24 protein-coding genes are annotated in these 23,429 nt (G+C 61.7%); 11 read left to right on the top strand and 13 right to left on the bottom strand.

Annotation, left to right across the window (positions count from 1 at the left end):
* The first annotated feature begins 174 nt into the window (after nucleotides 1-174).
* Genes QA637_RS17495 through QA637_RS17480 form a run of 4 tightly spaced genes read left to right on the top strand, consistent with a single transcriptional unit; the run spans nucleotide 175 to nucleotide 4,997 of the window.
* On the top strand, nucleotides 175-1,257 hold the full coding sequence (locus QA637_RS17495) for a microcin C ABC transporter permease YejB (RefSeq protein WP_153441140.1): 1,083 nt from the start codon (nucleotides 175-177) through the stop codon (nucleotides 1,255-1,257).
* Nucleotides 1,257-2,390 (top strand): ABC transporter permease, encoded by a 1,134-nt coding sequence (locus QA637_RS17490; protein WP_283062514.1) that lies wholly within the window; start codon nucleotides 1,257-1,259, stop codon nucleotides 2,388-2,390. Before QA637_RS17495 ends, QA637_RS17490 begins: the two co-directional genes overlap by 1 nt.
* 8 nt (nucleotides 2,391-2,398) lie before the next feature.
* Complete coding sequence (locus tag QA637_RS17485) at nucleotides 2,399-4,027, top strand: ABC transporter ATP-binding protein (RefSeq protein WP_283062513.1); 1,629 nt, start codon at nucleotides 2,399-2,401, stop codon at nucleotides 4,025-4,027.
* A 10-nt stretch (nucleotides 4,028-4,037) separates the two neighbouring features.
* Nucleotides 4,038-4,997: a 2-hydroxyacid dehydrogenase gene (locus QA637_RS17480; RefSeq protein ID WP_283062511.1), complete on the top strand. Its 960-nt coding sequence runs from the start codon at nucleotides 4,038-4,040 to the stop codon at nucleotides 4,995-4,997.
* A gap of 207 nt (nucleotides 4,998-5,204) precedes the next feature.
* On the opposite strand, the gene QA637_RS17475 is transcribed toward QA637_RS17480, so the two are convergent.
* The 3 genes from QA637_RS17475 to QA637_RS17465 all read right to left on the bottom strand — a co-directional run bounded on the left by QA637_RS17475 (nucleotide 5,205) and on the right by QA637_RS17465 (nucleotide 7,980).
* Entirely contained in the window at nucleotides 5,205-6,059 is an 855-nt protein-coding gene (locus QA637_RS17475; RefSeq protein WP_283062509.1) for a C40 family peptidase, read from the bottom strand.
* 8 nt (nucleotides 6,060-6,067) lie between these two features.
* Nucleotides 6,068-6,418: a MarR family transcriptional regulator gene (locus QA637_RS17470; protein WP_283062507.1), complete on the bottom strand. Its 351-nt coding sequence runs from the start codon at nucleotides 6,416-6,418 to the stop codon at nucleotides 6,068-6,070.
* A gap of 170 nt (nucleotides 6,419-6,588) precedes the next feature.
* Nucleotides 6,589-7,980, bottom strand: a complete 1,392-nt coding sequence (locus QA637_RS17465; protein WP_283062505.1) for a leucyl aminopeptidase family protein — start codon at nucleotides 7,978-7,980, stop codon at nucleotides 6,589-6,591.
* Nucleotides 7,981-8,111: 131 nt separating this feature from the next.
* On the opposite strand from QA637_RS17465, the gene QA637_RS17460 reads away from it, so the two are divergent.
* Complete coding sequence (locus QA637_RS17460; RefSeq protein WP_283062503.1) at nucleotides 8,112-8,927, top strand: tetratricopeptide repeat protein; 816 nt, start codon at nucleotides 8,112-8,114, stop codon at nucleotides 8,925-8,927.
* Between the two features lie 113 nt (nucleotides 8,928-9,040).
* Here the strand turns inward: QA637_RS17460 and QA637_RS17455 are convergent, their stop codons facing one another.
* The 10 genes from QA637_RS17455 to QA637_RS17410 form a co-directional block, all read right to left on the bottom strand.
* A complete protein-coding gene (locus QA637_RS17455) occupies nucleotides 9,041-9,964 on the bottom strand; it encodes a type II secretion system F family protein (RefSeq protein WP_428843135.1) in 924 nt (307 codons plus the stop codon).
* 70 nt (nucleotides 9,965-10,034) lie between these two features.
* Nucleotides 10,035-11,045: a type II secretion system F family protein gene (locus QA637_RS17450; protein ID WP_283062499.1), complete on the bottom strand. Its 1,011-nt coding sequence runs from the start codon at nucleotides 11,043-11,045 to the stop codon at nucleotides 10,035-10,037.
* Between the two features lie 163 nt (nucleotides 11,046-11,208).
* On the bottom strand, nucleotides 11,209-12,675 hold the full coding sequence (locus QA637_RS17445; protein WP_167528320.1) for a TadA family conjugal transfer-associated ATPase: 1,467 nt from the start codon (nucleotides 12,673-12,675) through the stop codon (nucleotides 11,209-11,211).
* Nucleotides 12,676-12,700: 25 nt separating this feature from the next.
* Nucleotides 12,701-13,987 (bottom strand): CpaE/TadZ family protein, encoded by a 1,287-nt coding sequence (locus QA637_RS17440; protein WP_283062497.1) that lies wholly within the window; start codon nucleotides 13,985-13,987, stop codon nucleotides 12,701-12,703.
* A 19-nt stretch (nucleotides 13,988-14,006) separates the two neighbouring features.
* Nucleotides 14,007-14,687, bottom strand: a complete 681-nt coding sequence (locus QA637_RS17435) for a CpaD family pilus assembly protein (RefSeq protein WP_283064994.1) — start codon at nucleotides 14,685-14,687, stop codon at nucleotides 14,007-14,009.
* 56 nt (nucleotides 14,688-14,743) lie between these two features.
* Nucleotides 14,744-16,207 (bottom strand): type II and III secretion system protein family protein, encoded by a 1,464-nt coding sequence (locus QA637_RS17430; protein WP_234886990.1) that lies wholly within the window; start codon nucleotides 16,205-16,207, stop codon nucleotides 14,744-14,746.
* 91 nt (nucleotides 16,208-16,298) lie between these two features.
* A complete protein-coding gene (gene cpaB / locus QA637_RS17425) occupies nucleotides 16,299-17,111 on the bottom strand; it encodes a Flp pilus assembly protein CpaB (RefSeq protein WP_283062495.1) in 813 nt (270 codons plus the stop codon).
* A gap of 134 nt (nucleotides 17,112-17,245) precedes the next feature.
* Complete coding sequence (locus QA637_RS17420) at nucleotides 17,246-17,758, bottom strand: A24 family peptidase (RefSeq protein ID WP_283062493.1); 513 nt, start codon at nucleotides 17,756-17,758, stop codon at nucleotides 17,246-17,248.
* 124 nt (nucleotides 17,759-17,882) lie between these two features.
* Complete coding sequence (locus QA637_RS17415) at nucleotides 17,883-18,065, bottom strand: Flp family type IVb pilin (protein WP_153441127.1); 183 nt, start codon at nucleotides 18,063-18,065, stop codon at nucleotides 17,883-17,885.
* A gap of 109 nt (nucleotides 18,066-18,174) precedes the next feature.
* Nucleotides 18,175-18,357: a Flp family type IVb pilin gene (locus tag QA637_RS17410; RefSeq protein ID WP_153441126.1), complete on the bottom strand. Its 183-nt coding sequence runs from the start codon at nucleotides 18,355-18,357 to the stop codon at nucleotides 18,175-18,177.
* 314 nt (nucleotides 18,358-18,671) lie between these two features.
* On the opposite strand from QA637_RS17410, the gene QA637_RS17405 reads away from it, so the two are divergent.
* From QA637_RS17405 to upp, 6 genes are all read left to right on the top strand, one after another.
* Nucleotides 18,672-19,031, top strand: coding sequence for a pilus assembly protein N-terminal domain-containing protein (locus QA637_RS17405; protein WP_234886989.1), 360 nt, complete (start codon nucleotides 18,672-18,674; stop codon nucleotides 19,029-19,031).
* A gap of 111 nt (nucleotides 19,032-19,142) precedes the next feature.
* A complete protein-coding gene (locus QA637_RS17400; protein WP_283062491.1) occupies nucleotides 19,143-19,769 on the top strand; it encodes a TadE/TadG family type IV pilus assembly protein in 627 nt (208 codons plus the stop codon).
* A gap of 7 nt (nucleotides 19,770-19,776) precedes the next feature.
* Nucleotides 19,777-20,364, top strand: coding sequence for a TadE/TadG family type IV pilus assembly protein (locus tag QA637_RS17395; protein WP_153441123.1), 588 nt, complete (start codon nucleotides 19,777-19,779; stop codon nucleotides 20,362-20,364).
* Nucleotides 20,365-20,499: 135 nt separating this feature from the next.
* A complete protein-coding gene (locus QA637_RS17390; protein WP_283062490.1) occupies nucleotides 20,500-21,720 on the top strand; it encodes a phosphopentomutase in 1,221 nt (406 codons plus the stop codon).
* Nucleotides 21,717-22,685, top strand: a complete 969-nt coding sequence (locus QA637_RS17385; RefSeq protein ID WP_283062488.1) for an adenosine deaminase — start codon at nucleotides 21,717-21,719, stop codon at nucleotides 22,683-22,685. The genes QA637_RS17390 and QA637_RS17385 overlap by 4 nt, the downstream gene beginning before the upstream one ends.
* Before the next feature lie 103 nt (nucleotides 22,686-22,788).
* Nucleotides 22,789-23,418 carry a uracil phosphoribosyltransferase gene (gene upp / locus QA637_RS17380; protein ID WP_283062486.1) on the top strand — a complete coding sequence of 210 codons (630 nt, stop codon included), beginning with the start codon at nucleotides 22,789-22,791 and terminating at the stop codon, nucleotides 23,416-23,418.
* Nucleotides 23,419-23,429 lie beyond the last annotated feature (11 nt).

Here is a 23,429-nt window from a genome sequence, read left to right as displayed (position 1 = left end):
TTGCGCTCGAGCTGGCTCTCGATTCCAAATGTAAAGAGCGAATCACTTAAATACGGCAGTGGCCGGGGCCGAAATGCACGGCAAGGAGTATCAGGCATTGAGACGAAATAGACGGCAACCCGAAGCACCGCGGATCGACGCGATCGGCGGCAATACAATGCCGAGGTTCGCCTGATGGGTGCCTATATCCTGCGTCGGCTGCTCCTGATGATCCCGACGATCGTCGGGATCATGGCCATCTCCTTCGCCGTCGTGCAGTTCGCGCCGGGCGGTCCGGTGGAGCAGGTAATTTCGGAGCTGACGAACGCGGCCGGATCGGACCGGCTCACCGGCGGCGGTGGCGATCTGCTCCAGGGTGGCGGCGACGAAGGCGGCCGATATCGCGGGGCGCAGGGCCTCGATCCCGAATTCATCGCAAAGCTCGAGAAGCAGTTCGGCTTCGACAAGCCGCCGCTCGAGCGCTTCCTGTCGATGATGTGGAACTATGCCCGCTTCGATTTCGGCGAAAGCTTCTTCCGCAATACGTCCGTCGTCGACCTCATCATCGACAAGATGCCGGTCTCCATCTCGCTCGGCCTCTGGATCCTCATCTTTTCCTATGCCATCTCGATCCCGCTCGGCATCAGGAAAGCCGTCACCGACGGGTCCACCTTCGATGTCTGGACATCCGGCATCATCATTGTCGGCTATGCCGTACCGGGTTTCCTGTTCGCCATCCTCCTGATCGTGGTTTTCGCCGGCGGATCCTTCTTCGACTGGTTCCCGCTGCGCGGCCTCGTCTCGGACAATTTTTATGAACTCCCCTGGTGGCAGAAGATCCTCGACTACTTCTGGCACATGACGCTGCCGCTCATCACGCTGCTGCTTTCGGCCTTCGCGACGACGACGCTGCTCACCAAGAACTCCTTCATCGACGAGATCAAGAAGCAGTATGTCACGACAGCGCGCGCCAAGGGCTTGAGCGAGCGGCGGGTGCTTTACGGTCACGTCTTCCGCAACGCCATGCTGATCGTCATCGCCGGCTTTCCCGGCGCGTTCATCTCCGCCTTCTTCACAGGCTCGCTGTTGATCGAATACATCTTCTCCCTCGATGGACTCGGCCGGCTCGGCTACGACGCCGTCGTCAAACGCGACTATCCGATCGTCTTTGCGACGCTCTACATCTTCTCGCTGATGGGCCTCTTCGTCGGTCTGATCTCCGACCTGATCTACACCTGGGTCGACCCGCGCATCGACTTCGAGCGGAGGGACGTCTGATGAGCATAATCTCGGCATATTCCGGCGCGCCGGAAAAGGGATGGTTGACGCCGATCGGCCGGCGGCGCTGGCAGAATTTCAAGGCCAACCGCCGCGGCTACTGGTCGTTATGGATCTTTCTCGTGCTCTTCGGCCTCAGCCTGTTTGCGGAATTCATCGCCAACGACAAACCGATCATCGCCTCTTACAAGGGCGAGATTCTGTTTCCGGTTGTGTTCAACTATCCCGAGGAGAAGTTCGGCGGATTTCTTGCCGAAACGGACTACCGATCGGACTTCATTCGAGACGAGATTCAGGCCAATGGCTGGATGATCTGGCCGCCGATCCGCTATTCTTACCAGACGGTCAACTCGAATATTCCCCATTCGGCGCCGACGCCGCCTTTCTGGCTGATGAGCAAGGAGGAGCGCTGCTCCGCCTATCCGCAAGGTGCCGCCGATCCGGGCTGCACGCTCGGCAACCTCAACTGGCTCGGCACCGACGACCAGGCGCGCGACGTGATGGCGCGGATGATCTACGGCTTCCGCATCTCCGTCCTCTTCGGTCTGCTGCTGACAATCGCGTCGGCCGTGATCGGAGTTTCGGCGGGGGCGATCCAAGGCTATTTCGGCGGATGGACCGACCTGCTTCTTCAGCGCTTCATCGAGATCTGGTCGTCGATGCCGGTGCTCTACATCCTGCTGATCATCGCCGCCATCCTGCCGCCCGGCTTCTTCATCCTGCTCGGCATCATGCTGCTCTTCTCCTGGGTCGGCTTCGTCGCCGTCGTGCGGGCCGAATTCCTGAGAGCCCGCAATTTCGAATATGTGAACGCCGCACGCGCGCTCGGCGTCGGCAACGGCACCATCATGTACCGGCACCTGCTTCCGAATGCGATGGTCGCCACCCTCACCTTCCTGCCCTTCATCCTTTCCGGCTCGATCACGACGCTGACCTCGCTCGATTTCCTGGGCTTCGGCATGCCGCCGGGTTCGCCCTCACTCGGCGAAATGATCGCACAGGGCAAATCCAACCTGCAGGCGCCGTGGCTGGGGCTGACGGCCTTCTCGGCCATGTCGGTCATGCTTTCGCTCTTGATCTTCGTCGGCGAAGCGACGCGCGACGCCTTCGATCCACGAAAGACGTTCCGGTGAGCGCGACGATGACAGAGCCCCTCCTTTCCGTGCGCGATCTCTCCGTCGCCTTCCATCAGGGCGGCGAGACATCGGTCGCGGTCGATCATATTTCCTTCGACATCAAGCGCGGCGAGACGGTCGCACTCGTCGGCGAATCGGGCTCGGGCAAGTCGGTGTCGGCAAATTCGATCCTGAAGCTGCTGCCCTACCCGGCCGCAAGCCACCCGAGCGGCGAGATCTTCTTCAACGGCAAGGATCTCCTGAAGGCGAGCGACGCGGAACTGAGGCATGTCCGCGGCAACGACATCACGATGATCTTCCAGGAGCCGATGACGTCGCTGAACCCGCTGCACACGATCGAGCAGCAGATCGGCGAGATCCTCGATCTGCACCAGGGCATCAAGGGCGCCGCCGCGCGGGCGAAGACGCTGGAGCTCCTGAACCAGGTGGGCATCCGCGAAGCGGAAAAGCGCCTCGGCGCTTATCCGCACCAGCTTTCCGGCGGCCAGCGCCAGCGCGTCATGATCGCCATGGCGCTCGCCAACCGGCCGGAACTCCTGATCGCCGACGAGCCGACGACGGCGCTCGACGTGACCGTGCAGGCGCAGATCCTGGAACTTCTGAAGTCGCTCAAGCATGAGCACGGCATGTCCATGCTCTTCATCACCCATGACCTCGTGATCGTCCGCAAGATCGCCGACCGGGTCTGCGTCATGACCAAGGGCAAGATCGTCGAGACCGGCCCGACGGCGGAAATATTCGCCAACCCGCAGCACGCCTATACGCGGCATCTGCTCGCCTCCGAGCCCAAGGGCGAGCCTCCGCCCTCTGACGCCTCGAAGCCGATCGTCATCGAGGCCAGGGACGTGAAGGTCTGGTTCCCGATCAAGGCAGGCTTCATGCGCCGTGTCGTCGATCATGTCAAAGCCGTGGACGGCGTCGACCTGACGCTTCGCGCCGGCCAGACGCTCGGCGTCGTCGGCGAGTCCGGCTCGGGCAAGACGACGCTGGGTCTCGCGCTGACGCGCCTCATCTCGTCCAAGGGGCGCATCGCCTTTGTCGGTAAGGACATCGACGCCTACAGCTTCAGCGAAATGCGGCCGCTCAGAAACCGGATGCAGGTGGTCTTCCAGGATCCCTATGGTTCGCTGAGCCCGCGCATGTCGATCGCCGACATCATCGGCGAAGGACTGAAGATCCACGAAAACGCCCTTTCCGGCGAGGAACGCGACGCGCGCGTCGCGGCCGCCCTTCAGGAGGTCGGGCTCGATCCGGCGACCCGCTGGCGCTATCCGCACGAATTTTCCGGCGGCCAGCGACAGCGCATCGCAATTGCCCGCGCCATGGTGCTGAAGCCGCAATTCGTCATGCTCGACGAGCCGACATCGGCGCTCGACATGAGCGTTCAGGCACAGGTGGTCGACCTGCTGCGCGATCTCCAGCGCAAGCACAATCTCGCCTACCTGTTCATCAGCCACGATCTCAAGGTCGTGCGCGCGCTTGCCAACGAGATGATCGTCATGCGGCTCGGCAAGGTGGTCGAACAGGGACCGGCCGAGCGCATCTTCGAGGCACCGGGCGAAGACTACACCAAGGCTTTGATGGCTGCCGCCTTCAATCTCGAAGCCGTCAATCTTTCCGCCATACGTCAATAGAGTTCTGAGAATGCCCGCCAAGAGTCCCGTCATCGTCGACCTGAAATTCATTCCTGAGGAAGTAGAGGCCGCTCTCGATGGCGCGTTTCCCGATCGCGAAGTGATCAATCGCGCGGATCCGGCGCAAAGGGATCGGGATCTCTCCGGTATCGACTACGCGGTGGTCTGGAAATCGGCGCCCGATCTCTTTTCGCGCGCGCCCGACCTGAAGGTGGTGTTTTCCGGCGGCGCTGGCGTCGACCACGTCCTGACGCTGCCGGGCTTGCCGAACGTCCCGCTCGTGCGCTTCGTCGACCGGACATTGACCACACGCATGAGCGAATGGGTGACGATGCAGTGCCTCCTGCACCTGCGCCAGCATCGCGTCTACGAGGCCCTGGCCCGGAAGCGGGAATGGCGAGACCTCATCCAGCCGGAGGCTGCCGATGTCACCGTCGGCATCATGGGCATGGGCGTGCTTGGCCAGGACGCGGCCCGCAAGCTCGCGGTGATGGGGTTCAAGGTCGTCGGCTGGTCGCGGACGAAGCGGGCGATGGAGGGCATGGACACCTACGGCGCCGCCGACCTCGACGCCTTCCTTGCCCGCACGGACTTTCTCGTCGGCCTGCTGCCGCTGACAGCGGAAACCAAAGGCATCTTCAACGCCGACCTGTTCGCAAAACTCAGCCGTAAGGGGCCGCTTGGCGCCCCGGTGTTCATCAATGCCGGACGCGGCGGCAGCCAGGTGGAGGCCGATATCCTGGAATGCCTCGATTCCGGCGTGCTTGCGGCGGCGTCGCTCGACGTCTTCGAGGAGGAGCCCCTCTCACCGGACAGCCGCTTCTGGACCATGCCCAACGTCTATGTGACACCGCATGTCGCCGCCTCCTCCGACGTCAGGGCACTCTTTGCCCATGTCGAAGAGCAGATCGCCCGGTTCGAACGCGGCCTGCCGCTCGAGCATGTCGTCGATAGATTAGCCGGCTACTGATAGGGCGCAGCGAGGGTTTGACGCTGCGGATTGCCCCTCATCCTAGCCATTCCCCGCAAGCGGGGCGAAGGGACTTGTCCCTGCTCGCCACGCCGACAGAGGAAGCCGAGGGAGTGCGGCATCGCCCTTCTCCCCGCCTTCGGGGAGAAGGTGCCGGTAGGCGGATGAGGGGCAACCAAGTTGTCAAAAACACCCGACGGTCCCGCTCTACGGCCGGCGGTAGCCGGTCGGCTGGTCGTAAAGCCAGCCAATGCGGCGGATAGCGTCTTCCAGTCCCTCGCGGGCGACCGTCATGGTATGGCCGTTGGCGTGAACCAGCGTCTTCTCGTCCTCCATGATCGCCACATGGCCCTTCCAGAAGACAAGGTCACCGCGAAGGAGCTCCTCGCGGCTGATAGCGCGGCCAAGCCCACGCGCCTGCATGTCGGAGTCGCGCGGCGCATCACTTCCCACCATCTGCATCGATAGCTGCACGAGGCCGGAGCAATCGATGCCGAAGCCGGACCGGCCGCCCCAGAGATAAGGGGTTTCGAGAAAGCGTGTCGCCACACTCACATAGTCGCCCGCGAGTGCCTCGTTGGCCGGGACGCAATGATCGGCGATGACGGCCAATCCGCCGTCCAAGAGGAAGTATCGCGTCCCGCGGGTTTCGGTTTCGCCGACAACATGCACGCGGCTCCCCATGGAAAGGGCGAAGGCCTGTGGAAAGCGCAGATCGGCGCCGCGATAGACGAATGTACGCGGCACCGCAACGAAGTGGGTCGCCGGCGCATTTGAAGAACTCAGCGCTGCCTCGGGCACATAGCCGACATAGCCGTCGAGATCGGCCTTGACCCATGCCCAGCCGCCCGCAACGTCCAACACACGCGCGGTCTCCCCGTAAAGCAATTCGGTGTCGGTCCCGCACGCGAGATCGGGCCTTCTCCGCAGCGGGGTCACGGAAACGGAGATGGTCGCGGGCGTGCCTTCGACATAGCGCGGCGCTTCGACAACGCCGCGCAGTCGCTCCTCTGCAAGATCCTCACGATAGGCATTGAGGCGGCGGTCAGGCAATTGCGACATGGGCAGACTCACAAGGACAATGTTCGACCCTGATTGATGATCAGATCGCCGAACTTTTCAAGATAAAGTGCACCTTCGACCGTCCGTTTGATGACAACGTTGCGGCGGTCGCGCTCGTCGCGTACCCGGTCGACGAGGCCGAGCGCGCCCATGGTATCGAGCGCGCGGGTGATAACCGGCTTCGTCACACCGAGCGTCGCGGCAAGGCCTCTGACCGTGTGCGGCGGCGGAACGAGATAGACCTGCAAGAGGATCGCCATCTGACGCAGCGTCAGGTCGCGGCTATCGACCCGGACCTGTTCAAGCGTCACCGAATGCCAAAGCCCCAAAGCTTGGGAGGGCGTAAGCTCGACCGGCAAGGGAAACTCCTGCTTAAACCACGTTCCGGGAAAATAGCCGTTCGATCGTTACGCAAGCGTTTCTTTTGTCGCGTGATTGTGGGGGCCCTCATCCGCCTGCCGCAACCTTCTCCCATTTTGATGGAGAGAAGGTTGCGGCAGCGGGACGAGGGGCAGAGACTGATGAGAGGCTACCCTGCGATGCGGCCGATATGATGATAAAGCGCCCGGATCGCCTGTGCCTCGCCGCCGATGGGGGAATGGGGGCGCTCGGCCTGTGCCCAGCCGAAAATGTCGAAGTGCACCCAGCTCTTCGCGCTCGTCACGAAGCGCTTGAGGAAGAGTGCCGCCGTGATCGATCCGGCCATGCCGCCCGCGGGTGCGTTGGTGAGATCGGCGATGCGGGCGGAGACATCCTTGTCGTAGCCCATATGGAGCGGCATCCGCCACATCGGATCATCGACCGCAAGGCTTGCCTCGGCGAGATCATTGGCAAGCGTGGCATCGTCGGTGAAGAACGGCGGCAGATCGGGACCGAGCGCCACGCGGGCAGCGCCCGTCAGCGTCGCCATGTCGATGATGAGGTCGGTCTGCTCCTCGTCGGCATAGGCGAGCGCATCGGCGAGAATCAGCCGGCCCTCGGCGTCGGTATTGTCGATCTGCACCGTCAGGCCCTTTCGGCTCCGGTAGATGTCGCCCGGACGGAAGGCGTTTGACGAAATCGAGTTTTCGACCACGGGAACGATGACGCGCAGATCGACCTTCAGCTTGGCGTCCATGATCATCAGCGCGAGGCCCATGACGTTGGCGGCACCGCCCATGTCCTTCTTCATGAGCAGCATCGAGGAGGCCGGCTTGATGTCGAGCCCCCCGGTGTCGAAGCAGACGCCCTTGCCGACAAGCGTCACGCGCCGGTGACCCTTCTTGCCCCAACGCATCTCGAGAAGCCGCGGCGCCTCGGCGCTGGCCCGGCCGACCGTGTGGACCAGCGGGAAATTCTGCGCCAGGAGCGCCTCGCCCGATATCACCGAGACGTCGGCCTTGTAGTGGCTGGCAAGCGCCCGGAAGGCTGCTTCCAGCGCCTCCGGCCCCATGTCGTTGGTCGGCGTGTTGATGAGGTCGCGCGCCAGAAAGACCCCGGCGAGTTGCCGCTTGATATCGGTCGCATCGGCGTCGGCAGGGATGAGCAGTGTCGGCGCCTCCGCCTTGGCGGACTTGTAGCGCTCGAAGCGATAGGAACCGAGGCCGTAGCCGAGAGCCAGGCGGTTGGCGGTCAACGGCGCCGTTTCGATATGCCACTTGCCGGCAGGCAGCGCGCGGGCGAGCTTGCCCGTCAGGAACGGGGCTTCCGAGGGATTGGCGCCGAGGCCGAACAGCGCGCCGCCGAGATGACCGTCGGACGACGGAATGAGAAGAACGGCACCGGATTCCGCCTTGAACCCCGCCTTTTTCGCCCAGTCGAGCGCAATCGGATCGATGCTCCCCGTTTCGATATGCGCCGGCGTCACCGCGAAGATCGGCAGCGTCTTGCCGGTGCTGGTGTTGAACGGCGACGGCCGCTCGATGAACTGATAGGGAGCCATGGAAGTCCTCGACTGACAGAAACGGATTGCGCGATTAACGCTCCGTTAGGGTTAACAGATTATTGCTGGAGTGAAAGTTGCGCCGCTGATGTTGGGAGTTCCGGTGCGAACGCATGCTGGGGGCACCACTCATGACCGCTGAAGCCACTTCCCTACTCCCTCGTCTCGTTCAGGGTACAGCCGTCGCGCTTGTCGCGCTGTCGCTTGTCGGCTGCGCCGGCCAACAGAAGAAGGAGCTCACCACCGGCTCGATCCCGACGCTCTCGAAACCCGTGCAGTCGATGAACGCAACCGAACTGTCGCAGGCGGCAGAGAGCATAGGACAGGCCTATGAGCGCAATCCCAAGGATCGCGAGGCGGGCCTCAACTACGCCAACCTGTTGCGCATGACCGGCCGCAACGAGCAGGCACTTGCCGTCATGCAGCAGGTGGCGATCAACCATCCTTCGGACCGCGAGGTTCTGGGTGCCTACGGCAAGGCGCAGGCAGCAGCCGGTCAGCTCGAACAGGCATTGGCGACGATCAGCCGGGCGCAAACGCCGGACCGTCCGGATTGGAAGCTGAAATCCGCGGAGGGTGCCGTCCTCGACCAGCTCGGCCGGTCGTCGGAAGCGCGCCTCAGGTACCGCGAGGCCCTCGATCTTCGCCCCAACGAGCCCTCCGTGCTCTCCAATCTCGGCATGTCCTATCTGCTGACAAAGGATCTGAAGACCGCCGAGACCTATCTCAAATCGGCCGCCGATCAGCCCGGCGCCGACAGCAGCGTGCGGCAGAACCTCGCGCTCGCTGTCGGCCTCCAAGGGCGCTTCCAGGAAGCCGAAGCGATCGCCCGGCAGGAATTGACAGCAGAGCAAGCCGAAGCGAACGTCGCCTATCTGAGATCCATGCTGTCACAGCAGGGCGCCTGGAAGCAGCTCGCCAAGGCGGACGACGGGAATACCAATTAGCGCGGTCTTTTCACGCCTCGCGGCCACTTCCCACCGTCATCCTTGGGCTTGACCCGCGGATCCATGCGCAAGCCTCCCAAGGCGTTACGGCGATGTCATGAAACCGACGCGCCCTAAAACTTGTCCGCAACCTGTATCCCCGCCGGGCCCAAAATGACGGCGACGAGGACCGGCAGGAAGAAGAGGATCATCGGGACGGTGAGCTTCGGCGGCAGTGCCGCTGCCTTCTTTTCCGCCGCATTCATGCGCTGGTCACGGCTTTCCTGCGCCAGCACGCGCAGGGCCTGCGCCACGGGGGTGCCGTAACGATCGGCCTGGATCAGCGCCTGGGTCACCGACTTTACATCCTCGATGCCGGTGCGCAGGCCGAGATTTTCGAGTGCGACGCGCCGATCCGGCAGGAACGAAAGCTCGGCGGTCGTCAGCACCAGCTCTTCGGCGAGCGGCGGCGATTGCGCCGCGATCTCGTCGGCAACGCGACGCATGGCCAGTTCCATGGAGACGCCCGATTCGACGCAGATCAGCAGAAGGTCCAGCGCGTCGGGCCAGGCACGGCGGATCGAGTGCTGGCGCTTGGAGACGGCATTGGCGATGAAGATATTCGGCGCGTAGAAACCGAGATAGGCGAAGCCCACGGCGAAGAGCAGCCTGAGCATCAATGGTTTGTCGGCAAAATTCCCCAGCACGAAGATGTAGACGACGGCAATGATCAGAAACAGGAAAGGCAGGCAGAAGCGGGCAAAGAGAAAGGTATTGAGCGCGTTCTGTGATCGATAGCCTGCCGTCTTCAGGCGGTTGACCGTGTTGTCATCCACCAGCGCCTGCTTCAGGTTCAGCCGCTCGACGATCTGCCGCACCGAGGTGTTGTTCTGCGCCCTGAGGCTCGCCTTGCCGCTGGCAGCCTCGGCGTTCAGGCGTACGCGCTCGCGGGCGCGAATCTGTTCGCGTTCGGTCGCCACCGCTTTCATCCGCTTCGTCAGATCGCCTTGCTCGAAGAAGGGAACCACAAGCGAATAAAACGTCGCCAGCACCGCCATCGAGACCAGGACGGCAATGACGATGTTCGGATCTGTCAGCGTTTTTACCCAGGCATCCACCGAAGCATCCTCAAATGTCGAAATTGATCATGTTGCGCATCACGAAGATGCCTATGCTCATCCAGACGGCGGATACCCCCATGATGAGGTGGCCGCGCGGGTCGGTGAAGAGGACCAACATGTATTCGGGCGACGTAAGATAGACGAGCGTCGCAACGATGACAGGCAGCGCGCCGATGATGCAGGCGGATGCCTTGGCCTCCATGGACAAGGCATTCACCTTCGCCTTCATCTTCTTGCGCTCGCGCAGGACCTTGGAGAGATTGCCGAGCGCTTCCGAAAGGTTGCCGCCCGCCTGTGCCTGAATGGCGATCACGATCGCAAAGAAATTCACCTCCGGGAGGGGAATGCTCTGGATCATGCGACCGCAGGCTTCCGGCACAGTGAGGCCCACCTGCTGGGAATCCACGACCCGACGGAATTCCGTCTTGACCGGCTCCTGTCCGTCGCTGGCAATCAGCCTCAGCGCGTCGTTCAGCGGCAGACCGGACTTGATCGAGCGCACCATGACATCGAGTGCATTCGGGAACTCGTCCAGGAACTTCTTGCAGCGCCGCTTGATCATGAAGCCGACGATCCAGCGCGGCAAGCCGGCAGCGGCGATCAGCGCGACGCCGACGGCAATCAGCAATTTGCCGCTGGCGACGAATGTCAACAGAAAGGCAAACAGGCCAAAAATGGCACTGAACACATAAAACTGCGGCACCGACATCGAGAGGTTGGCCTGCGCCAAGCGCATCTTCATCGACGGAGCGGCCTTCGCCGACTTTTCCTGCTGCTTCTTTTCGAGCTCCTTCAGCGAATCCTGGACGGATTTGCGCCGTTTCGACATCTCGGTGACGCGATCGCGTGCCGCCTTGATCTTGGTCCGGTCCGTCTCTGCAGCGCTGACCCGGCGGAAGCGGCCTTCGGCCTTCTTCTCGCTCTCGATGCGCGAGAAGAGCACACCGTAGGCGAGTCCAGCCGCCGCGACCGCGACGAGGCCAGCCAATGCCAGAACGGTGATGTCTATGCCGAACATCGTCGAACCTGTTCCTTTGCTCTAGCGGGGCGATGCGAAGTCCTTCTTCGCCTGTCCCGCTCTAGATCATTTCATTGTTTCCTTAAAACAGTGAAATGATCTAACTCTTTGAAATTAAGCGATTCCAGACGGAAAACCGCTACACGCTTTTCCTGGAATTGCTCTAGTTCTTTTCCATCGCGTCGAGCGTCGCGGCGAGCCGCTTGTCCTCGTTGAAATAGCGCGCGCGGTCCCAGAAATGCGGCCGGCCGATGCCGGTTGAAACGTGCCGGCCGATGATCCGGCCGTTGGCGTCCTCGCCGTCCATCTCGTAGCGCATCAGGTCCTGCGTGATGATCACGTCGCCTTCCATGCCGACCACTTCGGTGATGTGCGTGATCCGGCGGGATCCGTCGCGCAGGCGCGAAGCCTGGATGATAACGTCGATCGAGCCCGCGATGATTTCCCGAACCGTCTTGGCCGGCAGCGTATAGCCGCCCATGGCAATCATCGATTCCATGCGGCTCAGGCACTCGCGCGGCGTGTTGGCGTGGATCGTGCCCATCGAACCGTCGTGACCGGTGTTCATCGCCTGAAGCAAGTCGAAGACCTCTGGTCCGCGCACTTCGCCGACGATAATGCGCTCGGGGCGCATGCGCAGGCAGTTCTTGATCAGGTCGCGCATGGTGATCTCGCCCTCGCCCTCGATGTTCGGCGGGCGGGTTTCGAGGCGCACCACATGCGGTTGCTGCAGCTGCAGTTCAGCCGAATCCTCGCAGGTGATGACCCGCTCGTCGCTGTCGATGTAGCGCGTGAGACAATTGAGCAGCGTCGTCTTGCCCGAACCGGTACCGCCGGAAATGACGATGTTGCAGCGGACGCGGCCGATAATCTGCAGGAGGACAGCGCCCTCCGGCGTGATCGATCCGAAGCGCACCAATTGTTCGAGCGTCAGCTTGTCTTTCTTGAACTTGCGGATCGTCAGCGCCGTGCCATCGATCGCCAAAGGTGGGGCGATAACGTTGACGCGCGATCCGTCGGGCAGGCGCGCGTCGCAGATCGGGCTCGATTCGTCGACGCGGCGGCCCACCTGGCTCACGATGCGCTGGCAGATCGATAGCAATTGCGCGTTGTCGCGAAAGCGGATTTCCGATTCCTGCACCTTGCCGCCGACTTCGATGAAGGTCTGGCCAGCGCCATTGACCATAATGTCGGCGATATCGTCGCGCGCAAGCAGCGGCTCCAGCGGCCCATATCCGAGTACGTCGTTGCAGATGTCGTCGAGCAGTTCCTCCTGCTCGGCGATCGACATCGCGAAATTCTTGATGGTGATGATATCGTTGACGATATCGCGAATTTCTTCGCGCGCGCTCTCGGTGTCGAGCTTTGAGAGCTGCGAGAGGTCGATCGTGTCGATCAGCGCAGAAAAGACCTGCGATTTGGTGTCGTAATAGTCTTCGTCCCTGGTCGCGCGCCGGCGCGCCGGCGGAGCCGCCGGTTGCGGACGGACCGGGGCGACAACGGCTTCGGCGATAACCGGCGCCACCGGTCGCTCCACAGCAATCGGCTGTGCGGCCGGCATGGGCGGCGGAACCACGGGGCTCGTTACACCAGCCTTGCCAAAACCTTCATTTCCGCGTTTGCCAAACATCACTTCAATCCGGTTGCTTCATTGCCTACCGCCCGCGGAGCCGGGCCAGCACCTTGCCGAGTCCCCCCTTGCGTGCCTTCTTGATCGTCGCGCGCCCGGTCAGGAGATGCGCCATCTGCGAGAAGGTCTCTGCGACCGGAGATTTCTTGTCGATTTCCGCGATCATGCGTCCGCTGTTGGAGGCGTTGCCGAAAAGAACCGCATCGAAGGGGATGATGGCGGCGGCTTCTAGCTCGAGCGACTCGCAGAACTCGTTCGGTGCGATTTCCGGCCGCTTCGGCATGCCCACCTGGTTGAGGATGAGGTGTGGCGCCTTGTCGTTCGGACGGATTTTCTTCAGCGCGTCGAAGAGGTTCTTGGTGTTTCTGAGGCTGGCGAGGTCCGGAACGGCCGTGACGACCACTTCGTCGGCCTCGGCCAGAACCGAGCGTGTCCAATCGGACCAGATATGCGGCACGTCAAGGACCGAGACAGGCGCGCTGCGCTGCAGAATTTCGAGGATCGGATGGAAGGCGCCTGCCTCGAAATCGTAAGCGCGATCGAGCATTGAAGGCGCGGCAAGCAGGGACAAATGCTCGGAACATTTCGTCAGAAGGCGGTCGAGGAAGACCTCGTCCAGTCTGTCCGGTGCAAACACCGCTTCCGAAATGCCCTGCGGCGGATCCTGGTCGAAATCGATGTTCGCCGTGCCATATGGCAGGTCGAGATCGGCGAGGATGGTCTCCGTCGAAAACAGATTGGAAATGCCCCAGGCGCAATTGTGGGCGATGATCGACGAGCCGCAGCCGCCCTTCGCGCCGATGAAGGCAAGGCTGCGACCCAGAGGCTCGGCCTCGGGGTCGACGAAGATCGCCGAAACCGCCGTCAGGACATCCGCCATCGACACCGGGGCAACCATGTATTCTGAAATGCCGTGGCGGATCAGATCACGATAGAGCGCGATGTCGTTGTGGCGGCCGATAATGATCACCTTGGTGCTCGGATCGCAAACTTCCGCCAAGGGCGCGAGCTCGGCAAGCAACGAGCGCGGTTCGGTGCCGGCTTCCAGGATGATCAGGTTCGGGGTCGATACGCTGGCGAACATGTTTGCGGCGGCGGCGATGCTGCCGCCGGTGATCCGAAGGCTGACCTTCGCCATGCGGCGATCCTGGCCGCAACGCTCCATGAGCCGCTGCACCGTCTCGCTCTCGCAGAACGCATGAATCGAAATGCGCGGCAGCGGCCTCAACTGGTCGAGGTCGCCCGGGCGCGCCGCGTCGGCGGAAAAGTCCGCCGCTCCGCCGCTGTCGATGCTGTATTCAATGGCGCTCATCGCTTTTCCCCGGGCCCCGTCAATTGAAGATGATTGTCGTGCCGCCGTTGTCGGTGTCCGTGCCACGCCAGGAGTTGATTACTTCGCCACGCTGCTCGGCATCGATCGGCGACATCTGGCGCGGGCCAATGAGATCCGTCGGATTGGATATCTGGGCGGCGAGATTGGACTGCGTGGCGCAACCGAAGTTGTAGTAGTTGCGGTTTTGGAGCGTGTTGAGCGTCAGATCCTCCGGCCACTCGCCGCAGGGTGCGGTCTGCGCGGCGATCGCGACATAGCTCAGGCGAATGGGCGCCGCATCGCCGGTTGCACCAGCTTCATATCCGGTTTCGATCACTCTTTTCGCCGGTATCCCGACCGCTGCCAACTGACGGCGGATATCCCTGCGGACGACTTGGGCGGCATGGCTATTGGCCGATCCGCGCGGCAGCACGATCTGGATGACGCCGGTCGACACATTGCGGTATTCCGCGGCAAACCCGCGGACGACGTCGCGCGTACCCTGGGAGAGCCGCGTATCGCCGGATGCGACGGGAATGTCGATGGTCTGCTCGGCCTCGGCGATGACGATCGGGTGCCGTGTGCGATAATCGTCGGGGAGCGCGCCGGTCGCGAGCTTGTCCTTGGTGCCGCAGCCCGCAAGCAGCCCGGCGGCAATGGCGAGCGCGAGCATGGGAAGACGGCTTCGGTCGAGGAACATCCGGGTCTGCCTTTCGGGACTGTTCTGCGTTGCGTTTCGCTTGTTCATGACCCGACCTATTTGTAGATGAAGCCGACATTGCCGTGATAGCGACCGACAGGCGCCGGCGCCTCCGGACGTCCGTAGATCCGGTTGACGCGGCCGAGGAAGAAGCTGTCGAGATCGTTGGCCGGATTGAAATTATCGTCGGGACGCGAAATCGCGCTGCGGGCGACCGGACGCACCAGATAGGGCGTCGCGATGATGACGAGCTCCGTCTCGTTGCGCTGGAAATCCTTGCTGCGGAACAGCGTGCCGAGGATCGGGATTTTAGCAGCGCCCGGCAGGCCCGACATCGCCTGGCGAATATTGTCCTGGACCAGACCGGCGATGACGATGGAGCCGCCGGAGGGCAGTTCGACGCTCGTCGAAGCCTCGCGCCGGCGGATGCCAAGGAAAGTATTGCCGGGTATGGCGTTTGCGCCGTTGCCCGTCACGACCGAGCCCTCATAGGTCGGCTCGGACACATCCGTCTCGATCGCCAGGCTTATGCGACCGGGACCGAGAACGACGGGTTTGAAGTTCAATCGAATTCCATATTCGACATCGTTCACCTCGCGCGTAACCGTCGGTTCGCCCGTTGCGTCATCCTTCTTTACTTCCTGCACACCCGACAGGCGGAATTCTCCGCCGACATAGAACTTGGCCTCCTGCCCGGAAATAGCGGTCAGACTGGGCTCGGCAAGCGTCCGCATGACGCCTGCCTGTTCCATGGCGTTGATGTAGCTCGAAATGGTCGTTGGACCGATCGATCCCTTGATGAGGGCATTGGCCCCCACACTGATAGCGTCACCAAGGTTGGCAGGATTGCGGAAACCGATACCGCTCTCGCCGTCCCCGACGCTGCCGTTGAAGCCGAGTTGCTTCAGCACCTGCCTGCTGACTTCGGCGACGGTCACCTTCAACGTCACCTGGTCGTCACCCTCGATCGTCAGCAAATTGACGATCTGGGAGGTTTGCCGGTCTTCGGCGAAGATATCCGCGTCGCCGTTGTTTCCCTGTGCGGTGATGTTGCGCGTCGTCGCCTCACCGCCTTTGAGGAAGGCCTGCGCTAAATCGACTGCCTTGGTGGAGTCGAGCGGCGTGCGGACGGTGCCGGTGAGGACGACGTTGTCCGAAACGATTTCGACGTTGATGTCCGCATCCGGAATGAAGCGGCGGAGATTCGCTTCGAGGCCGGCGACATCACGCTCGACCGCAATCTCAAGACTGACGATTTCCTCGCCGTTCGGCCCGAAGACGAAAATATTCGTCTGACCGACGGCCTTGCCGAACAAATAGATGCGCCGGGAGGTGCGGGTGACCGCATCGGCGAGCGACGGATCGGCGACCAGGATGTCGTGGGCATCCGTTGGGAGATCGACGACGACGGCCTTGTTGAGGCCGAGGCTGATTGTTTTTTTGACGCCCGGACCGCTGTTTGCGATTCTTACGACCGACGATGCGGCCGCCTCGGCCGCAGGCACGACCGGCAGTGCCATGCCCGAGAACGTCAGGCAGAACGACAGACCCGCTGCGATCGACGTCCGAAATATGTTTCCGTTCCGCTTCACCTTGCGCCCCGCTCGATCTTCATTTCTCGTTCTGGCCAGTGGCACCGTCGCTTTTGACGATGGAGCCCGATTTGATGAGCTGAATGCTCGGCTGGCCGTCACCGCTCAAAAGATAGTCTGCAGCGTTGGTATCGGCCTCCTGCGCATCGGCGACGCTGCGAAGCGCCAGCGAAATGCGCTCGGCCATCTGCTGTGCAACCGTCATGACCTTGGATTGATCGGGCGTCAGTTCCAGCGTCGCGGTGGTACCGACCACCGATTTCGAGCCGTCGTCCTTCTCTTCGACCTGCTGATCGATCGCCAGTACCCGGACGTTGCTCAGCACCGTCTCGGTCAGATAGACGCCGTCGTTCTCGGACTTGCGCACCATGATGACGTCGACGCGGTCGTTCGGCAGGATGAAGCCGCCCGCGCCCGTGGCAACGGTGATTTCTGTCGCAACCGCCCGCTTTCCCGCAGGCAACAGCGACGACATGATGCGGCTCGAGGAATCGGCGATTTTTTCCTGGCGAACCGGCTCGCCGGTAAAGATCGGCAGACGCACGACGGCGCCTGAAAGGTCTTCGATTGCACCCGGACGGTTTTCCTCGGTAATCAGTCCTTCGACGATGCCGTCTTTCGGCCAGGCCATCCAATGGATCGCGTCGGCTCCAAGTCGCGAGCCGACCGGCAGGCTCTTGCTGGCGACCAGCACATTGACTGTCGGCGCCTGCTCGATGACCGGCTCGGCTGTTTGCGGCGCGGGACCACGGGTCAGCTTCATCGCGAGCAGCCCGGCCATGGCAGCCGAGGTCACGGCTACCGCCAGAATGATGATGCGCACCGGTTTCATGATCGTCCCCAAGCCCCAAGAATGCCCCTGGGCCAGATTGATCAGGAATTGGTGTAATTATGGTTAACGAGCCCGATACGGACGTGGTTAACGAATGCTTGCGTGGATCGGCCTCACCAGCTGCGGGCGAGCATTTATGAAAGCTGCGCGAATGCAGCCTGCATCAGTGGCGATGAGGGATAGGCCGCAAAGCCACCAAGCGCGATGGCAACGCCGTACGGGATCTTCTTGGCAGTCAGAAGCAGGGCCGGTACCGGGATGCCGCTGGCGAGGATCGTGTTCTCCTGCTTGCGCAGGAACAGAACGGCGAGCGTCAGGATGCCGCCAAAAATGGATACGTAAACAAGGAACGCGACGAGCGAGACGTTGAGGCCGAACCAAATGGCGCTTGCGGTCAGGAGCTTGGCGTCACCTCCGCCCATGACGTTAAGCGCGAACAGGCAGAAGCAGACAGCAAAAACAGCGATAGCCGCCAAGACGTGAAGGCCGATCTGTCCAATGTCGAGCCCGGCGAAGGGTGCGACGACAATGAACGCGCCTAGCAGGATGACCGACACCCGGTTCGGAATTGTCATCGTGAGAAGATCGGTGAAAGCCGCAAGGGTAAGGCAGAGCGGAAAAATGACCAAAATACAGGCAATTATCATGACGTCATCTACCGGTGTTATGTCATTCACCATCGGCGGCGCGGCTACGATAGCGCGTCCTTCCTAAAGAGGAGAGCCGCTTCAGCGGAAGCGGCTCTCCTCATTTGGAACTGATTGCCACGTTTTAGAACGCGCTTTCAGCCGTGGTCATCTTGTTACCAAGATCGACAAAGAGTGTGTTCAGCGTTCCGCCAAGCGACGTCGCGCCGGTGATCAGGGCAACCGAGATCAGAGCTGCGATCAAGCCGTATTCGATGGCAGTCGCACCGGTTTCGTCCTTCAGCAGGCGAGCGAAAATCGTCTTCATAGTGATTTTCTCCTGGTTCACTTGTTGTTCAGCACTTCCACCAACTGTCTGCCGTTGACGTGGCGTCATTCGAGACGAGGTGTCTCTCGGCATTCGCAGCGGCTGCGACTTAGAACTTGCCTTCAGCCGTGGTCATCTTGTTGCCGAGATCGACAAAAAGCGTGTTCAGCGTGCCGCCAAGCGACGTTGCGCCGGTGATCAGGGCGACAGAGATCAGGGCTGCGATCAGGCCGTATTCGATTGCCGTCGCACCGGACTCGTCCTTCATAAGGCGAGCGAAAATGGTCTTCATGGTGATTCTCCTACTTCACGTGTTTGTTGTTCAGCACTTCCGCCAACTGTTGCCGTTGATCGGATGAAAGGACGCTACAAGGGGCGAATTGCCATCGGCTTAAGGAAACCAGTTACCGTGAAGTTAAGCGGCCATCCCGCTTTCTTGGGTAAATGTGCAAGAAAGGGATGCCTTAAATTGCCGCGCATCCGGGTAACGGTTCATTCACCAAAAGAGGCGAAGATGCGCCGGACATCTCAGCAGGAAGCACCATGGACACGTTCCTCCCGCACAAGTGGATCGCCAGGCTCACATTCGGCGCAGCGCTCGTCGGCATGTTCGCGCCGTTCGCCACGCATGCGCAGGAACAGATGATGCGCGTGTATATGGATCACGCGCGCGTACTGAAGCTCGACCGGCCGGTCAGCAAGGTGATCATTGGTAATTCGGAAGTCGCCGATGCGACGGTCGCGGATTCGAAGACGATTGTGCTGACGGGGCGTAACTTCGGCACGACCAATCTCGTAATCCTTGACCAGGACGGAAACGCCATCGTCGATGAACGCATTCTGGTGTCGATCGACGAAGGCAATACAGTGCGTGTCTACAAGCAGACTTCGCGCACGGTCCTTTCCTGCACGCCCAACTGCGAGCGCCACGCCGAGCGCCAGGCATCGGCTGCAGGCGCCAACTGACACACCTGAAAAGAATTCAAGATCGCTAAAATTCTTCCGGTCATCGCAAACGAAAATTCAACGATCCGCATTTATTTTTGACGGATCGGACGTGCATGACGGAACGGCGCAATGGCGACTGAGCGAAAGACATCATCTCTGCGGAACTGTGCGCTCCGCGGCCTGCTTCGGCGCTTTTTCGGCGATCGAAAGGGCGCGACGGCGATAGAGTTCGCGCTCCTGGCTCTTCCCTTCTTTGTGATTGTCTTCGCATCGATCGAAACCTTCGTCGCCTTTGCGGGCGAGCAACTGCTCGCCAACGCGACGGACACGCTGGCACGGAAAATCCGCACCGGGGAGATTACCTTCGAGGACAGCAGCAAGCCCGGCTTCAAGACGAAAGAGCAGTTCCGCCAGGCCTTTTGCGACGAGATCGCGATCCTGATGCCCTGCTCGGCGACCGAAGTAAACGAGCCCAACAAGCTCTATCTCGATGTTCGAAATATCACGGATCTCACGCAGTTTCCGACCGCGGTTCCAAGGATTGGTTCCTCCTCGTCCTCCGATCTGGACACGAGCGGCTTTCAGTTCACGCCGGGAGGGGCCGGAGCGTTCACGATGGTGCGCGCCTACTATCGTTGGGAAGTGATAACCGACCTTGTCCGGCCCTATGTCACGAATCTCCGCCCTGCAGGCAGCAGCATGCCCCGGGATTTCCTAATGGTCGCAACTGCGACCTTCCGCAACGAAAATTACTGAGGTCGCCATGAGACGCTCGCCTGCATTTTCGTTTGCGCGGGGCATCTCGGGGTCGCTGACGGCGCTTGCTCGGGACCGGCGCGGCGTCGGTGCGGTGGAGTTTGCCATCATCGCGCCATTGTTACTCATGCTCTACATCGGCGCCTTCGAGATTTCTCTTGGTTTCACTGTGGCCCGCAAGGTCGCGCGCGCATCGAGCGCCGTTGCCGACATCGTCTCCCGGCAGACCGACGTCAACAAAGCGCTGCTGGACAACATGAAGTATGTTGCCCTGAGCATCACGGCGCCGTACGACAGCACGGGCTATTCGCTGAAGATCACCGGCATACAGGTCACCGGCACCACCAGCGGGAAGGTCGTCTGGTCGCGGGACCAGAACGGCGCAACGCCCTATACCGTCGGCTCGACCGCCACCGTCCCGGCCGAACTCGACGCCGTGAACGCCTTCGTCGTACGCACGGAGCTTGTCGTGCCACACGACCTCCTGCTCTTTGCCCCGGGGCTCGAAGACAGCACGTTGAAGACGATCGATCTCTCCAAGACGTCATATTATCGCCAGCGCTTTGGCGACACGATCAAATGCACGGACTGCTGACGACCGCTTCACGGCGTCAATTGCAATGCGCGCTTCCCCGCGCTATTCCTCCCGGATTGCGCGGACCGCTCCCCGCGCGGCAAGCAACACCGGATCGCGGCTCTTCCTGACGCGCTCCGGATAACCGGGTGTCTCATGGCGCGTGCATTCCTTTTCGTACTCGATTCCTTCGGCATCGGCGGCGCGCCGGATGCCGACGCCTTTGGCGACCTTGGGGCCGATACGCTCGGGCATATCGCCGAGTTCTGCGCGGCCGGCGCCGGTGATCGCGCGGGGCTGCGCGAAGGGCCGCTGCAATTGCCGAACATGTCCGCGCTCGGGCTGATGCACGCGGCGAAGCTTGCAACCGGGCGCCTGCCCGCCGGCATGCCGCTGCCGGAGCGGGTCTATGGCGTCTATGGCGCCGCCAGCGAAACCTCGCGCGGCAAGGACACGCCATCGGGCCATTGGGAAATTGCCGGCACGCCGGTGATGTTCGACTGGGGCTATTTCCCTGCGGAGGGAGACGCCTTTCCCGACGAGCTCGTCAAGGCGATCTGCCGCGAGGGCGATATTCCCGGCATCCTCGGCAACTGCCATGCCTCCGGCACCGAAATCATCGCCCGGTTCGGCGAGGAGCATAGGCAGAGCGGAAAACCGATCTGTTACACCTCGTCCGATTCCGTCTTCCAGATCGCCGCGCACGAGCAGAGCTTCGGGCTCGATCGGTTGCTTGAACTTTGTCAGGTGGTCCGCCGGCTCGTGGACGATTACAATATCGGCCGCGTCATCGCCCGCCCGTTCGTCGGCGATAATGCGCAGAACTTCACGCGCACCGGCAACCGCCGCGATTACTCGGTGCTGCCACCGGAGCCGACGGTTCTCGACCGCCTGAAGGAGGCCGGACGCAAGGTACATGCCGTCGGCAAGATCGGCGATATCTTCGCCCATCAGGGCGTGACGAAGCTCACCAAAGCCAATGGCAACATGGCGCTCTTCGATGCCAGCCTCGCGGCGATCGACGAGGCCGAGGACGGCGATCTCGTTTTCACCAACTTCGTTGATTTCGACATGCTCTATGGTCATCGCCGTGATGTGCCGGGATACGCCGCCGCACTCGAAGCTTTCGACCAGCGCCTACCCGACCTCGACCGGCGCCTCAAGCCGGGCGATATCGTCATCCTGACCGCCGATCATGGTTGCGATCCGACATGGCGGGGAACCGACCACACGCGCGAGCGTGTGCCGGTGCTGATGTTTGGTCCCTCGTTGCGCAGCCGCTCCTTCGGCGTCGCAACCACATTCGCGCATATCGGCGAGACGGTTGCCAGGCACCTTGGCATCGCGCCGGGCCCGCATGGGAGAAGCCTCATTTGACCCTTCATCTGAAGAAAGCCGAACTGCATTGCCACATCGAGGGCGCGACGCCGCCGGAGCTCGCGCTGAGGCAGGCAAGGAAATACGGGGTCGATACCAGCGCGATCATCCGCGACAAGGCCTATGTTTGGGACGATTTCACCAGTTTCCTGAAGTGCTACGACAGCGTCGCGTCGCTGTTTCGAACTGAAGGCGACTACGCGCTTCTGGCTGAGGCCTATCTGACCGAGCTCGCCGAAGCGGGCACGATCTACAGCGAGATCATCGTTTCTCCGGACCATGGCAATACGGTCGGCCTCGGCGCGGACGCGTACATCGAAGGCCTTGCTGCCGGCATGGATGCGGCCAAGGCGAAGACCGGCATCGAATCACGCATGCTGATCACCGGTATCCGCCACCTCGGACCGGAGGCCGTGATCAGGACCGCTGAATATGCAGCCAGGTTGCGGCATCCCCTCGTTACCGGCTTCAATCTGGCAGGCGAGGAACGGATGCACAGCGTCGCCGAATTTTCCCGCGCCTTCGATATCGTCCGCGACGCGGACCTCGGGCTGACGATCCACGCCGGCGAACTTTCCGGCGCTTTCAGCGTGCGCGATGCATTGGATCACGTGCGGCCAACGCGGATCAGCCACGGCGTGCGGGCGATCGAGGACGAAGACCTTGTGAAACGGCTGGCGGACGAAGGCGTCGTTCTTGAAGTCTGCCCCGGCTCCAACGTTTCGCTACAGGTCTTCCCGGACTTCGCATCGCATCCTCTCAAGGCGTTGTACACAGCCGGTGTGCGCGTCACGCTCAACTCCGACGATCCGCCCTTCTTCCACACGTCGCTGGCGCAGGAATACGACATCGTGTCGACGGTCATGGGTTTCGAGGACAGCGAGATAAACGGGATGACGAGAACGGCGATCGAGGCCGCCTTCGTCGACGAGGCGACAAGGCAGAGATTGTTCGCCGCCCTCTAGACGGTCCCGGTCGGCGAAGGCTGGAAAGAGCGATACAATCACTTGCAGCTTCCGCTCTTTCCGTGGAAAAGAGGCCCATGTCCAAGTTATTAGGGGAAGAGCCATGGACGGCGTGACAGTCATCGATCATCCGCTTGTGCAGCACAAGCTGACCATCATGCGCAAGAAGGAAACGTCGACGGCAGGCTTTCGCAGGCTGCTTAGGGAAATATCGACGCTGCTCTGCTACGAGGTGACGCGCGACCTCGAACTCACCATGGAACGCATCGAAACGCCGATGATGGAGACCGACGCGCCCATTCTCGAGGGCAAGAAGCTTGTCTTCGCGTCGATCCTGCGCGCCGGCAACGGCCTGCTCGAAGGCATGCTCGAACTCGTGCCTTCAGCGCGCGTCTCGCATATCGGCGTCTATCGCGATCACGAGACGCTGCAGCCGGTCGAATATTATTTCAAGGCGCCGGAAAGCCTGTCGGAGCGCCTCGTCATCGTCGTCGACCCTATGCTCGCCACCGGCAACTCCTCGATCGCGGCGATCGACAAGCTCAAGGAACGCGGTGCGAAGAACATCCGTTTCCTCTGCCTGCTCGCGGCGCCGGAAGGCATCCAGAACTTTCAGTCTACCCATCCGGATGTGCCGATCTTCACGGCCGCGATCGACAGTCACCTTAATGAAAAGGGCTACATTATGCCCGGCCTGGGCGATGCGGGCGACCGCATGTACGGAACCAAATAGTTTTCCTTTCT

Origin of the sequence: Sinorhizobium terangae (assembly GCF_029714365.1) — a bacterium.
Taxonomy (GTDB): Bacteria; Pseudomonadota; Alphaproteobacteria; order Rhizobiales; family Rhizobiaceae; genus Sinorhizobium; species Sinorhizobium terangae.
Note: the sequence above shows the minus strand (reverse complement) of the source record. Positions and strands in the feature narration are given on the sequence as shown.